15 protein-coding genes and 4 tRNA genes are annotated in these 11,814 nt (G+C 67.9%); 9 read left to right on the forward strand and 10 right to left on the reverse strand.

All coding sequences use genetic code 11. From position 1 onward, the window contains the following. Positions 1 to 18: 18 nt before the first annotated feature. Positions 19 to 438 (reverse strand): DUF6264 family protein, encoded by a 420-nt coding sequence (locus tag J2W45_RS05450; RefSeq protein WP_310129642.1) that lies wholly within the window; start codon positions 436 to 438, stop codon positions 19 to 21. Positions 439 to 504: 66 nt separating this feature from the next. Here J2W45_RS05450 and J2W45_RS05455 point away from each other — a divergent pair, with 66 nt between their 5' ends. From J2W45_RS05455 to J2W45_RS05475, 5 genes are read left to right on the forward strand one after another with little or no spacing between them, the layout of a single operon-like run. After that, entirely contained in the window at positions 505 to 1,209 is a 705-nt protein-coding gene (locus J2W45_RS05455) for a class I SAM-dependent methyltransferase (RefSeq protein ID WP_310129643.1), read from the forward strand. A 59-nt stretch (positions 1,210 to 1,268) separates the two neighbouring features. Next, entirely contained in the window at positions 1,269 to 1,757 is a 489-nt protein-coding gene (locus J2W45_RS05460; RefSeq protein ID WP_310129644.1) for a hypothetical protein, read from the forward strand. A 55-nt stretch (positions 1,758 to 1,812) separates the two neighbouring features. Further along, the gene (locus tag J2W45_RS05465) at positions 1,813 to 2,937 is read left to right on the forward strand and encodes an epoxide hydrolase family protein (RefSeq protein WP_310129645.1); all 1,125 of its coding nucleotides are present in this window, start codon (positions 1,813 to 1,815) and stop codon (positions 2,935 to 2,937) included. 51 nt (positions 2,938 to 2,988) lie between these two features. Further along, on the forward strand, positions 2,989 to 3,243 hold the full coding sequence (locus J2W45_RS05470; RefSeq protein WP_310129646.1) for a hypothetical protein: 255 nt from the start codon (positions 2,989 to 2,991) through the stop codon (positions 3,241 to 3,243). Between the two features lie 51 nt (positions 3,244 to 3,294). After that, positions 3,295 to 3,666: a hypothetical protein gene (locus tag J2W45_RS05475; protein WP_310129647.1), complete on the forward strand. Its 372-nt coding sequence runs from the start codon at positions 3,295 to 3,297 to the stop codon at positions 3,664 to 3,666. Between the two features lie 12 nt (positions 3,667 to 3,678). Here J2W45_RS05475 and J2W45_RS05480 read toward each other — a convergent pair whose 3' ends face one another. Beyond that, positions 3,679 to 4,542, reverse strand: a complete 864-nt coding sequence (locus tag J2W45_RS05480) for a PHP domain-containing protein (RefSeq protein WP_310129648.1) — start codon at positions 4,540 to 4,542, stop codon at positions 3,679 to 3,681. Positions 4,543 to 4,659: 117 nt separating this feature from the next. Here J2W45_RS05480 and J2W45_RS05485 point away from each other — a divergent pair, with 117 nt between their 5' ends. Then, the gene (locus tag J2W45_RS05485; RefSeq protein WP_310129649.1) at positions 4,660 to 5,019 is read left to right on the forward strand and encodes a hypothetical protein; all 360 of its coding nucleotides are present in this window, start codon (positions 4,660 to 4,662) and stop codon (positions 5,017 to 5,019) included. A gap of 34 nt (positions 5,020 to 5,053) precedes the next feature. Here J2W45_RS05485 and J2W45_RS05490 read toward each other — a convergent pair whose 3' ends face one another. After that, entirely contained in the window at positions 5,054 to 5,986 is a 933-nt protein-coding gene (locus tag J2W45_RS05490) for an SDR family NAD(P)-dependent oxidoreductase (protein WP_310129650.1), read from the reverse strand. 48 nt (positions 5,987 to 6,034) lie between these two features. On the opposite strand from J2W45_RS05490, the gene J2W45_RS05495 reads away from it, so the two are divergent. Together J2W45_RS05495 and J2W45_RS05500 are read left to right on the forward strand one after the other, a co-directional pair. After that, positions 6,035 to 6,379: a MerR family transcriptional regulator gene (locus J2W45_RS05495; protein ID WP_310129651.1), complete on the forward strand. Its 345-nt coding sequence runs from the start codon at positions 6,035 to 6,037 to the stop codon at positions 6,377 to 6,379. Between the two features lie 180 nt (positions 6,380 to 6,559). Continuing rightward, entirely contained in the window at positions 6,560 to 7,411 is an 852-nt protein-coding gene (locus J2W45_RS05500; RefSeq protein ID WP_310129652.1) for a lipase family alpha/beta hydrolase, read from the forward strand. A gap of 43 nt (positions 7,412 to 7,454) precedes the next feature. Here J2W45_RS05500 and J2W45_RS05505 read toward each other — a convergent pair whose 3' ends face one another. The 4 genes from J2W45_RS05505 to J2W45_RS05520 form a co-directional block, all read right to left on the reverse strand. After that, positions 7,455 to 8,438, reverse strand: a complete 984-nt coding sequence (locus tag J2W45_RS05505) for a DUF389 domain-containing protein (RefSeq protein ID WP_310129654.1) — start codon at positions 8,436 to 8,438, stop codon at positions 7,455 to 7,457. A gap of 246 nt (positions 8,439 to 8,684) precedes the next feature. Continuing rightward, positions 8,685 to 8,756 (reverse strand) — tRNA-Val (locus J2W45_RS05510). Between the two features lie 25 nt (positions 8,757 to 8,781). Beyond that, positions 8,782 to 8,852, reverse strand: a tRNA-Cys gene (locus tag J2W45_RS05515). Between the two features lie 66 nt (positions 8,853 to 8,918). Beyond that, positions 8,919 to 8,991 (reverse strand) — tRNA-Gly (locus J2W45_RS05520). Positions 8,992 to 9,149: 158 nt separating this feature from the next. Between J2W45_RS05520 and J2W45_RS05525 the strand changes: the two genes are divergently transcribed. After that, positions 9,150 to 9,222 (forward strand) — tRNA-Val (locus J2W45_RS05525). Between the two features lie 102 nt (positions 9,223 to 9,324). On the opposite strand, the gene J2W45_RS05530 is transcribed toward J2W45_RS05525, so the two are convergent. From J2W45_RS05530 to J2W45_RS05540, 3 genes are all read right to left on the reverse strand, one after another. Then, a complete protein-coding gene (locus J2W45_RS05530; RefSeq protein WP_310129655.1) occupies positions 9,325 to 9,450 on the reverse strand; it encodes a hypothetical protein in 126 nt (41 codons plus the stop codon). Between the two features lie 837 nt (positions 9,451 to 10,287). Then, a complete protein-coding gene (locus tag J2W45_RS05535; protein WP_310129656.1) occupies positions 10,288 to 11,088 on the reverse strand; it encodes an SHOCT domain-containing protein in 801 nt (266 codons plus the stop codon). Positions 11,089 to 11,266: 178 nt separating this feature from the next. Further along, positions 11,267 to 11,803 (reverse strand): DUF4352 domain-containing protein, encoded by a 537-nt coding sequence (locus J2W45_RS05540; protein WP_310129657.1) that lies wholly within the window; start codon positions 11,801 to 11,803, stop codon positions 11,267 to 11,269. Positions 11,804 to 11,814: the final 11 nt, after the last annotated feature.

Genomic DNA, 11,814 nt, shown 5'->3' on the forward strand with positions numbered 1-11,814 from the left:
GGGTCGAGGCTTGGAGAATCAGCGAGGAATCGCGACGTCGATCAGAGCAATGGCGATGATGAACGCGATGACCTCCAGGACTATGCCCACGAGCGGGATCCACCAGGTGTGCGCGCCGGTGCGGCCGCGACGCGCCAGCGCCACCGAGCTCGCCACGAGAGCGATGATCGTCGCCGCCGGCACGACCCAGGTGCTGAGGCCGACGAGCGCGAAGTCGCACGCACTCGGGTCTGCTGAGCACGCTGCAACGTTCATCTGGGTGAGCAGCACAGCGAAGGAGAACGCAGCTCCGACCATCAGGCCGATAGCGAGCAGCGCGATGGTCGCCGACAGGTCTCCGCTACCGCTGCGAGCGGGCGGACGGCCACTGAAGCGCGGGCCGAAGTCATCGTCCGGATCGTAGGACACATCTCCCCCAGGTGGCTCGCGATGCTCCACCCACCCTAGTGAGCTATCCACTCCGACATGAGCGGGCCAGCGGGATGCGCTGCCATGATGAGCCGTATGACCGCCTACGACACGATCGCCGAGGGCTACGCAGCACTCAACGCGACGAGCCTCCTCAACGAGTACTACAACCGGCCGGCTCTCGCGGAGCTCGCCGGCGACGTGGCCGGCCGCAGGGTCCTCGACGTCGGATGCGGTTCGGGTCCGATCCTGGCCGATCTTCGCGATCGCGGCGCCATCGTGACGGGTGTCGACTCGAGCGCGGGGATGCTCGACCAGGCACGGGCGCGCCTTGGCAGCGACATCGATCTGCGGGTCGCCGACCTCGCCGAGCCGCTGCCGTTCGAGGACGACACCTTCGACGACGTGATCGCGTCACAGGTGCTCCACTATCTGAAGGACTGGGGGCCGAGCCTCGCGGAGATCCATCGCATCCTGAAGCCCGGCGGGCGCCTCATCGTCTCCGAGGAGCACCCGTCCGCGATCTTCTTCTCGGACCGGCTCTCCGGCGGCGACCGCGAGTACTTCGGGATCCACGAGCGCACCGAGGAGTGGACGCTGGGCGACCAGACGGCCACGCTCACCTTCTGGGACCGACCCTTGCACGCGATGACCGACGCGTTCGCGGCGGCAGGCTTCCGCATCTCGGCGATCTCCGAACCGGCTCCCGCGCCGGAGGCGTTCGACCGCTTCCCGGAGATTCGCAAACACGAGAGCGGGCGCTTCCTCGCGTTCATCCTGTTCGTGCTCGAAGCGCGCTGAGCCCGCTGGGCCGCTACGATCACCCTCGGGGAGGAACGATGACGCTCAGACCGCACAGGATGACGGTGCGCATCGCGCTCAGCGCAATGGCCGTGTGCTGCGCACTCGCCGTGACGGGATGCACGACGCCGCCGGTTGCGAGACCGCATTCTGACGCGCCGAAGCCGACACCGACAACAACGACGGCGCCGGTGTTCTCGGACCCGCGCGACCGCATCGGCGAGAGTTGTGCGGTTCTCGCGGCAGTGGACACGGAGCTCCAGAACGCAACCCTGCAGCACGCGAAGGGCGCACTTTCGGACGCGCAGTTCGTCGCGATCGTGAATACGGCGCCGACGACGCTGCAGATGCTGAAGATGCTTGTGAGCCACGGGCTGGAGAGTGATGTCGGGGCGCTCCTGGCGGACACCACGATCACGCCCCCGGCCGTCTCCGGCGAGACCTTCGATCCGTGGGGCGAGCCGTTCCGCGGCGACATGCTCCACGCCGTCTCGTCCTGCAGCCAAAACGGCACGCCGATGGGCGTGCTCATACCGGGCAACGGCTGATCGTGTAGCCGGCGCCACTTCCACGCGGGATCCGCGCCCCAGTACCGTAGCCGTGATGAGCATCGACGACTTCAGCATCCACCTGTCCGACGACCTGCTCGACGATCTGCGCGCCCGGCTCGCGGCCACCCGGTACGTCGCCCCGCTCGGTGAGGGCGCCTGGGAGGCCGGCGCAGGCGGCACGGCGCTGAAGGGGCTGGTGGATGCGTGGCTCGCGTTCGACTGGCGGGCGCAGGAGGAGCGACTGAACTCCTACGACCAGCACCTCGCCGACGTCGGCGGCCACCGCATCCACTTCGTCCGCATCCCGGCGGCCGGCTCGGCGGAGACGCGCGTGCCGCTCCTGCTGCTGCACGGCTGGCCCAGCGCGTACACGGAGTACCTGCCGCTGGCCGAGCGGCTCGCCCATCCTGCCGGTTTCGGCTCCGACGCCCGGATCGCCTTCGACGTCGTGGTGCCGTCGCTGCCCGGTTTCGTGTTCTCGGAGCTCCCCGAGCCTCCGCTCACCCGGCAGGCCATCGCGCGCGACCTGCACGAACTGATGACCTCGGTGCTCGGCTACGACCGCTATGCGGCCTTCGGAGGCGATATCGGCGGCGGTGCGGCGACCTGGCTTGGTGCCGACCACGCCGATCAGGTGATCGGCGTGCAGTTGATCCACGGACCCTTCCCCACGGACGACGAACCGCAGAGCGACGAGGAGCGCGCCTACCTGGACGCCGTCGCCGCCTACGACTCCGCCGACGGCGGCTACAGCGAGATCATGGCCACCCGGCCCGACACCATCGCCGCGGCCCTCGCCGACTCCCCCGCCGGCCTGATCGCCTGGATCGCCGACAAGTGGCAGGCCTGGGTCGACGGCGACCTGGATGCGGTCATCCCCCGGGATGCGCTGCTGACGATCGCGACGCTCTACTGGGCGACGGGGACCATCGGCTCCTCCTTCCGCCAGTACTACGACTACGACTCCAACCCGCCCCGACCGCCGATCACCGCACCGCTGGGCGTGCTGCTCAGCCGCGAGCCGGTGATGGACGGCTACCCCCGCTCCTTCGCCGAGCGCGCCGCGACGGATGTGCGCTCGTTCGAGCGCGCCCCGCACGGCGGCCACTTCCTCGGCCTCGAGCAGCCGGACCTGGCAGCCGACCGCATCCGCGCATTCTTCGCCGGGCTGGCCTGACGGTCGCGGGCTTTGCGGCATCCGGAGACCCACCTCGCTAGAGTCGGCGTCATGGGGGAACGTCAGGGAGAACCGCGCTGGTTCCGTGTGGCCTTCGGGAAGCCCCGGACCTGGAACGGCGTGGTCTGGCTCGCGCTCGCTGCGTGCTGGTTCGCCGTCTCGATCGTGGACGGCGGCCAACCGTGGCGATATCTTCTCGCCGCGCTCTGGGCGGTGCTGGGTGGAGTGGTGCTGACGGTCGCCGTCCGCGACCGTCGCCACGCCGGCGGGGCGTACGCTCCGCCCGTCGTCGAGCGGCAGGACTGAGTGCCGGCCATGCGTCGGCCATCGAGCACGCAGCGAATCGCCGTCGCTGCGATGGCTCTGTATGCGCTGACGCTGACCGGGTGCACCCAGGCGAGGATGTGCGGAGAGGAGATCACGCCGGCGCCACGCATCACGGTCGATGTGCACTCGTGGGTCACGGCGCATCCGGAGACCAACGTGCGCGTGTGCGCCGAGGGGAGCTGCCTCACCGGGTACAACGTCGTCGCATTCACCATGGACGAGCCGTCGACCCTGCCACACGACGGCGACAGCATGGCGCTCACCGCCGAGGCAGTGCAAGGTACGGACGCGGTCCAGTCGTTCCGTACGACCGCGCGACTCGTTCACAACCAGTGCGGGCAGGAAGGCTTGTGGCTGCGGATGGACGCCAGCGGTCGGTTCTCGACCACATCGCCGCAGTAGCGGCGGGCCGTCTCAACGGAGTCGTGGCCGTCTCCAGAGGTCGGCGGGTGTAGCTCCTGCGCGGAATCCGAACGTCTCCGCGAGGATGACGGCCTCCGGGAAGTTGGCGGCGAGCGCGTCCGGTGTGTGAGCGTCGCTTGCGAAACTGATCGCCCGACCCCCTTCCTCGGCCCACCACTGCGGCACCCACGACCAGAGCCGTCGCGTGTTCAGCTCGAGCGCCCGGCCGCTGTCGGCGATCGCGCGCATCGCGTGGCGGATGAGGCCCTCGAACCGTCGCGGGTCGAATGGACCGGCTTCTTCCGCCGGCCAGTGACGGAGGGCGTAGTCGATGTGGGTGAACACGTCGAACGCGTCCGAGCCCGCCACCATGACCGGGATCTCAGCGAGGTATGCGGTCATCACGTCTGCTGCAGGGTGTTCCTGCAGCAGCCTGCTCGGTTCCGCGCGACCGCCGCCCATGTCCAGGGTGTGCAGCGATCCGTTGATCCGATCGAAACGGTCCAGGTCCACCAGGGCGCGGGCCTCCGCCTCGAACAGGTGCGGCTGCCCGAACTCGACGCCCGTGAAGATGCCGAGCTCGGGGAACTCGCGGCGCATACGGTCGATGTCGTCGAAGTAGCCGTCGACGTCGAAGGGCTCGAACTCCATGAGGCCGTCCGGCTGCACATAGTGCCGCTGGTGCGGCATCAGGTCGCCCGGCTCCGCGCGCCAGGTGCCCGGAATGTCCAAGTGCTCGGTGAAGAAAAGCGCGGGTAAACCGATTCGGATCGCTTGTTCGCAGGTCTCCCGCATGCGACCGACGGCGGCGGAGTGCGGTCCGCCGGTGTCCCAGGACCATTCGCTGTGGACGTGGCTGTCAGCGGGCAAGACCATAGCGGGATCGTAGTCCGTCGGTCCCGAGCCCCGAGCTCAAACGAGATTCATGGCCACTCTCTACGCGTCATCCCTGAGAGGGACGAGGCGACCCTCGTCGCCCAGTAGCTTGGCCCCATGTCCACGACTTTCGCGCCGCTGCGGCATCGTCGCCCGGTCCTGACCGCCGCGCTGCTGCTCCTGCTGCACGGCGTCATCGTCTTCGTCGCGGTCATGCTCGGTCTTTCGATCGCCCTCACGATCGGAGGTCCCACCATCGGGAGAGACGAGCTGGGACGCATGGGACCGGCTCTGCAATTGGCTGTCGCGGGCGCGCTGGTGCCGTTCGCCTTCGCTGTGCTGCTGACCGCATTGGTCGGGCTTGTGTCCCCCCGCCGCGTCTGGGTCGTGCCGATCGTCGGCATCTGCAGCAGCGTCGTGTTGTGGGTCACCGCGATGCTCTTCCTGCACGCGCCCGATCCGGTCCTCGGCGGTTGAGTCGAGCGCGCTCGGGACGAATCCTCCCCGTCCTTCACATCGCGATGCGGGTGCCGGTCAGCCGCTCCGAAACCTCCCAGAGTGATACGGCCGCGCCGAGATCGGTCGCGACCGGCTTGAACCAGTCGCCGACAGCATCCGGGTGCGTCTTGGAACCGGTCGGGCCCCAGAACAATTCGGGTGAAGCGTCCGGGTGCAGGGCTGCCGTCAGGACGCCGACGTCGGCCGGCCCGGGTTCACGACCGATGGCTCCGGCGATGATCCGGGTCATCACCCGGGTCGCCACCGAGGGATACGTCGTGTGCAGGGGTGTGCGCGCCATACCCGGATGTGCGGCGAAGCTTCGTACGGAGCTCCCCGACTCCGCGAGACGACGACCGAGCTCCAGCGCGAACATGACATTGGCGAGCTTGGAGCGGTTGTAGGCGCGACCCGGTGAGTAGCGGGACGAGCTGGCGAGGTCCTCGAGATCGAGCTTCGCCGCTGCATACAGCGCGGACGACACGGTGACGACCCGCGGGTCGGTCCCCTGCTCGAGGGAGGGCAGCAGACGGGCGGCGAGGGCGAAATGCCCCAGGTGGTTGGTGGCGAATTGGCTCTCGATGCCGTTGCGATCGTGTCGGAGTGGGACGCTGCTGATGCCGGCGTTCAGGACGAGAAGGTCCATCGGTGCGCCTGCGGCCATGCCCGCGAACCGCTCGATCGAGTCGGGGTCGATGAGATCCAGCTCTGCGACGGTGATTTTGCCTGCGGAAAGGTCGTGCTCGGCCAGCAGGTGCGCGCGGGCGGCCTCGGCTTTCGTGACGTCCCGAGCGCCGATGATCACGTCGGCGCCCTGGAGCGCGAAGGTGCGGGTCGTGACGAGGCCGAGTCCGCTCGCGCCGCCGGTCACGACGGCGCGTCGTCCTGCGAGATCGGGCAAGGTGAGGAGCGGGCTCGTCAGTCGTGTGGGTGCGGGGTAGTCCATGCCGGAAGCGTAAACTCTGACATCGGTGTCAAGGTCAAGAGGAGTCTCATGCGGATCGGTGAGCTGAGCGCGCGGACGGGTGCGAGCCCGAGGTCGCTGCGGTACTACGAACAGCAGGGACTGCTGACGTCGGAGCGGCAGCCGAACGGCTACCGGGAGTACGCACCGAACGCGGTCGCAATGGTCGAAACCATCAGGTCCCTGCTGGACATCGGACTTCCGACGGCGCTGGTCAAGGACGTACTCCCGTGCACCGTCGGGGAGCGGTCCGAGTCGGCATGTCCGGGGCTCCTCGAGCAGATCGCGGCGTTGCGGGACGACGTCCGGTTGCGCGCCGAACGGCTGACGACCATCGAGGCTTCGCTGACGACCTATCTGCGCGCCAACGCGTAACCCGGGGCGCCGGTTGGTCGGACACGGTGCGCGTGGATGAGCACAGCGTCCGCCCGACCTCCGACGCTCCTCAAAGCCGGTTGATCCCTCGGCTCACGCGTCTACCGTTTCTGGCCGAAGCCGCGCCCGCGACGGATAGCCCCGTCCGTCCCCCGGAGGGCGCAGACGGAAGAGGTACCGATGTCGTTACTGAAGAAGCTGCTCATCGCCGCCACTACGGCGGCCCTCGGGTCGATCGCGCTCGCCGTGCCGGCGCAGGCGGACACCGTGTCCGTCTCTCCCCCGGGCGCGAACGACTGGTCCTGCGTGCCGTCCGCCGCACACCCGTATCCGGTGATCCTCGTGCCGGGGACCTTCGAGAGCATGGCGAAGAACTGGGCGACGATGTCCCCGACCCTCAAGCAGGCCGGCTACTGCGTCTTCGCCCTCGACTACGGGCAGTACAACGGTGTCGATGCGTCCGGCCCGATCGCCGACTCCGCGAAGCAGCTCGCCCCGTTCGTGGACGCGGTGCTCGCGTCCACGAAGGCGTCGCAGGTCGACCTCGTCGGGCACAGCCAGGGCGGCATGATGCCGCGCTACTACCTGGGCTTCCTCGGGGGCGCGAAGAAGGTGCACCAGCTGATCGGCATCGCCCCGTCGAACCACGGCACCCGGGGCGTCATCGTTCCCGGGCCGGACGGGCTGCCTGCTCTGACCAGCGCCTCCCCCACCGCGTGCCCGGCGTGCGCGGACCAGACCGCGGGATCCGCCTTCCTGCAGAAGCTGAACTCCATCGGCGACACGGTGAAGGGTCCGTTCTACACGGTCATCTCGACCACGCACGACGAGGTCGTGACGCCGTACCAGACCCAGGCCTTGAGCAGTTCGGCCTCACAGGTCACGAATCTGGTCATCCAGGACAAGTGCCCCGCCGACCCGATCGAGCACGACCAGACACCGAACGACCCCGTCGTGCAGCAGCTGGTGCTGGAGGCGCTGAGCGTCCCGAACGGGCCGGCCGACCCGGCCTACCAGCCGAGCTGCGTGTGAGTTGCGCCCTCGGGCGCCCTGCGGGTCGGGCGAGTGATTCGTGTCAGCCGCCCCCGCCCAGGTGGACGGTGTACGCGGGCACGAACTGCACCGTGACCTGGGCCGGATCGACGCCCTGGGCCTTCAGCGCCGCCTCCAGCGAGCCGGTCTCGGGCACGGGAGGCTCACCGGTGAGCGTCAGAGTGGCCTGACTGCTGGTCGCCTGGAGTTCGCTGATCTCCCAGCCGTTCTGCTGCGCCCAGGGCTGAGCGGCCTGTCGGATGGAGTTCTCCAGCAGCTCCTGGTCGGCGAAGCGCGTCGACGTGAGCGTCAGAGGCACGCCGATGATCAGCAGGGTCACGACGATCGAGATGATCGCCCGGTGCCGCCTCCCCCAGCCCCGCCGCGCATGGGTCTCGGCGGCGGCACCGGAGACTGCCCCGATCCGGTAGCCCGTGAGGATGATCACCCCCGTCGCGAGAATCGCCGCCACGTTCGCGACGAACAGGAGCAGCGCGCCGCCGGCCTGACTCCACGCCTGCGATTCGAGCGTCAGACCCACCACCGAGAGCGGTGGCACCAGCGAGATCGCGATCGCGACTCCCGGGAGCGTGTCCGAGATGTCCTTGCGCACCAGGGCGACCGTGCCGACGGCCCCGGTTGCCAGCGCGGCCAGAAGATCGATGAGGCTCGGCGAGACCCGTGCGGCGACCTGGCTGTTGGTGGCGGCGACCACGGGTGCAGCGACCAGGAGTCCGACGAGGTAGCCGATCGCGACGGCCGTAACGGCTCCCGCAGCGACCATGCCCCAGCTCAGCATGAGATTGCGACGGTCGCCCGTGACCGTGGCCAGCACGACCCCGAGGATCGGCGTCATCAGCGGGGCGACGATCATCGCACCGATCACGGTGGCCGACGAGTCGCCGACGACTCCCGACGCGGCGATCACCGAGGACAGGCACAGCAGCAGCCAGAACCGGCTGAATTTGGAGGATGCCCGGTCGCCTTCGAAGAAGACCGTTTCGCGCATGTCCGCGACCGTGTTCATCCGCTCCCCTTCCCGGTCGCGATCGCGGACAAGGCGTCCCCGTCCGCGCAGCGCACGACGCGAGCGACTCCTTCGTCAACTCCTCCGGTCGCCGTCCCGTCCCGTCACAGAGCAAGCATCGCCAGGCGCGCGTGGCCGCACAAGCAGGCGTCGCTCGGGGCGGGATGGGCTCTCCTACGGGATCACAGCGCCCCAATGAAGAAAGCCCCCGGAATTCCGGGGGCTCTTCTCTGTCTGTTCTCTCTGTGGGCGATACTGGGATCGAACCAGTGACCTCTTCCGTGTCAGGGAAGCGCGCTACCGCTGCGCCAATCGCCCGAGCCCGAACCGAAGCTCAGGATCGAGGTGGATACGGGATTCGAACCCGTGTATACGGCTTTGCAGGCCGCTGCCTCGCCTCTCGGCCAATCCACCGAACGCCACAACACGGAAGAACCGTACCGTACCCGAGAGGCCCGATCCGTAGACCGGGCCGACTCGAGCGGATGACGAGACTCGAACTCGCGACCCTCACCTTGGCAAGGTGATGCGCTACCAACTGCGCTACATCCGCATTTCGTTCCGCAGTTCCCTGCGGCACTTGAAAGACTCTAGCCGATCCGCGCGCCCAAGACAAAACCGATGACGACGTCCGGGTGTGTCGATCCGCGCCTCCGTGTCGATGTGCATCGGGACCCCCGAGTCGGCTAGTATCGAATCTCGCAGCCCCCCGGGCGATTGGCGCAGTTGGTAGCGCGCTTCCTTCACACGGAAGAGGTCATCAGTTCGAGTCTGGTATCGCCCACAAATAAGAAACCCCCGGTCACGCCGGGGGTTTTTCTTCATCGTCCTCACTCGCGCTCCGCCGCGCACCCACAGAAAACCCACACTTCGGTTCAGAGCGGGGTCATTTCGGGATCATTTTGGGTGCCCAGAGGCTGACGTCGGTGCGCTCCGCCGCCTTCTCCGCGAGGACGTCTGAGACGGTCACGAGGTCGTCTTCGAAGCGGTCGGCGTACACGTCTAGAGTCATCGCGGCCAGGCTAGGTCTAGAACACAGGTCGAAAGAGATACGTGCGCTTCGCCCAGCAGCTGAGGTGGTCGCGACCGTGGGGCTCGTTTGGTGCCTGAAACTTCAACGCGGCTCGGCCTGATTCCAGTCGTGGTCCAGGAAAAAGCTCGCGCGCTGCTTCCCGCGCGCCATTCTCGCCGAAAGCACTCCATTCCCCGTCCCACTCGCATTCGGGATCGTTCAACTGTGCGCTATCGCTGACGCTCCGCGCGGACTGCTTGTCCGGTTCCGCCTCCGAGTGTCCGGTCGAACTCTCGATCAGGTTGGCGAGACGCACCGTTTCAGGTGAGACAGACTCCGCGCCCGGAGCAAAAGAACGCGCTCATTGGGCTGAGGTTTTCTGTCTGTTCGAGAAACGCCCGCGCACTCGCCAGCGCCGAGCTTTGGGCCACCTTGCCGTGGGCCACGCATGAGGGCAGCCGGTCCCATGTAGGACCAAGTACCCGGCGTCGCACAGCCGTTTGACGATTGGGTGCATCGCTTGCGGGAAGATCCCGAACACAGTCGCCAGGGCTCGCATAGATGGAAGCTGGCGGCCCCCGGGAAGCCGGCCCGCCGATCACCGGTTTTGGCGCGGAATCACGCGGATCTTCGTGTCCGAGGCTGGCTCGTACAGCCTCGGATTGGGCGCCGAGGCGGTCGGGACACGTATGGTCTGCGATCTTTGCCGGACCAGGCACCCCTCAGCTACCAGTGGTCCGCGCCAGCAGCGAGTGTCTTCACGCTGGAGAGTAGCCGCCCAATTGCGAACCGCTTCCCGTCAACCGGGGATCGTCTCAGGCATGGCCTCGCGGGACCTCACATCCGGGAGAGAATCTCTTGCTTCTTCGCCGCGAACTCGTCGTCGGTGAGGATGCCGGCGTCGCGGAGTTGCGCAAGCTGCTGCAGCTGGGCGACATGGTCCGGCGCCGCCGCGACGGCGGGCTGCTCCGGGGCGGCGTTTGCGACCTGGACGGTGATGGGGGTGGCGGCGCGGGCCTGCATGAGGTTCAGGATCTGCTGCCGGAACGCGGCGGCGTCGTCACGGTTGACCCGGAAACCGACAGTCCCCCCAGCAGTCTGCACCTCCACCAGGTGGTACAGCATCCCGTCTTTCCGGTTGCTGACGGACGTGATCTGGTTGATCGGCAGCATCTCGTACGCGTCCTTGCCGCCTTTCACCCCGGTGGCGAGAAGCGACAGTCCACCGGTGAGGACACCGGCAGTGATCTTCCCGCCGGAGACGCCGCGGCCACGTTCCCATTCGATGCGGTCCGGCCAGAGCTTCACCTTGGCGTTCTTCCCGTCGATGTGGGAGACGATCTCGTACAGCGGCGCGTCGTCACCGGCGACGGCAACCGACACTTCCTGGTCGTTGCGGACCGCGGTCGCAGTCGAGACCCCGTAGCCGATGTTCGCCAGGCTTTCCGCGGCGACGGACGCGGCCGCGCTCTTCACCTTTGCGAACACACCCTGCCGCTCGCCAGTGGCGACAACCGCGCCGGCCCGGTCGACGACCTGCGGCGTCTGCTGGTCGGCGAAGTGGTCCGTCCACTGGGCGCCGTCCCACCACCGCTGGCGTCCGGATCCGTCGTCGTACCAACCGGCGGGTGTGCTCATTGAGATCTCCTTGCTTGTTTGGGGCGAATCCACGCTAGTTGGCGATGATCAACAGGTGAGGCCCCAGAACAGGGGTGCAGGCTGGCTGCTCAGGTCGACCTCGTGAGTTCTCGACCGCGAACCCGTTAGAAGGGCGGCGGCCGGTTCGGGTCGCAGCCGCCGCCCAGTCATTTTCGGGTCACTTGAGGTTGATCGTCTCTCCCTTGGTGAACGCGTTGTCGGATACCTGCACACTCGCGGCGGTGGTTCCGGCGGGGACGTCGAAGAGGATGGGCCCGGTAATGGCGTTGCCGGGGTTGATCGCGGCAACCCAGGCGGACTGGTTCGGGCTGGCGTAAAGAGTCGCGGTCGGGTCCGCGTCGTAGGTCTTCCCGGTCGCGTCGACGAGCTTGACGTAGTTGGAGAGGAACGTCGCGGCGCTGCTGCCGACGTTCTTGATGGTCAGGTCCACTTCGATGAACGTGCCCTGCGCGGTCTTCGTCAGCGGTGACGCTCCGGCGGTGGTTCCGGCGTCCTTGCTGGCGGTGACGGTGTATTCGAACGACCCGACCTTCACCGGGGTGTTCAGGCCGGCGGTCTTCGGGGCGGCTGGCGCGGCCGAGTCGCCCGCGGTGGAACCAGCGCCGGCTGTGGCGCCGCCGGCGGAGCAGCCGGTGAGGGCGAGGCCGGCGATGAGCGCGGCGGCTGTGGCGATGGTGGCGGTGCGACGGAACATGGTGTCCTCCT

Source organism: Leifsonia shinshuensis (assembly GCF_031456835.1).
Lineage (GTDB): Bacteria > Actinomycetota > Actinomycetes > Actinomycetales > Microbacteriaceae > Leifsonia > Leifsonia shinshuensis_C.

Excerpts from the sequence above, each read along its gene's own strand:
- J2W45_RS05455 (WP_310129643.1), top strand. The coding sequence starts at position 505 with ATGACCGCCTACGACACGATCGCCGAGGGCTACGCAGCACTCAACGCG.
- J2W45_RS05460 (WP_310129644.1), top strand. The coding sequence starts at position 1,269 with ATGACGGTGCGCATCGCGCTCAGCGCAATGGCCGTGTGCTGCGCACTC.
- J2W45_RS05465 (WP_310129645.1), top strand. The coding sequence starts at position 1,813 with ATGAGCATCGACGACTTCAGCATCCACCTGTCCGACGACCTGCTCGAC.
- J2W45_RS05470 (WP_310129646.1), top strand. The coding sequence starts at position 2,989 with ATGGGGGAACGTCAGGGAGAACCGCGCTGGTTCCGTGTGGCCTTCGGG.
- J2W45_RS05475 (WP_310129647.1), top strand. The coding sequence starts at position 3,295 with ATGGCTCTGTATGCGCTGACGCTGACCGGGTGCACCCAGGCGAGGATG.
- J2W45_RS05480 (WP_310129648.1), bottom strand. The coding sequence starts at position 4,542 with ATGGTCTTGCCCGCTGACAGCCACGTCCACAGCGAATGGTCCTGGGAC.
- J2W45_RS05485 (WP_310129649.1), top strand. The coding sequence starts at position 4,660 with ATGTCCACGACTTTCGCGCCGCTGCGGCATCGTCGCCCGGTCCTGACC.
- J2W45_RS05490 (WP_310129650.1), bottom strand. The coding sequence starts at position 5,986 with ATGGACTACCCCGCACCCACACGACTGACGAGCCCGCTCCTCACCTTG.
- J2W45_RS05495 (WP_310129651.1), top strand. The coding sequence starts at position 6,035 with ATGCGGATCGGTGAGCTGAGCGCGCGGACGGGTGCGAGCCCGAGGTCG.
- J2W45_RS05500 (WP_310129652.1), top strand. The coding sequence starts at position 6,560 with ATGTCGTTACTGAAGAAGCTGCTCATCGCCGCCACTACGGCGGCCCTC.
- J2W45_RS05505 (WP_310129654.1), bottom strand. The coding sequence starts at position 8,438 with ATGAACACGGTCGCGGACATGCGCGAAACGGTCTTCTTCGAAGGCGAC.
- J2W45_RS05530 (WP_310129655.1), bottom strand. The coding sequence starts at position 9,450 with ATGACTCTAGACGTGTACGCCGACCGCTTCGAAGACGACCTCGTGACC.
- J2W45_RS05535 (WP_310129656.1), bottom strand. The coding sequence starts at position 11,088 with ATGAGCACACCCGCCGGTTGGTACGACGACGGATCCGGACGCCAGCGG.
- J2W45_RS05540 (WP_310129657.1), bottom strand. The coding sequence starts at position 11,803 with ATGTTCCGTCGCACCGCCACCATCGCCACAGCCGCCGCGCTCATCGCC.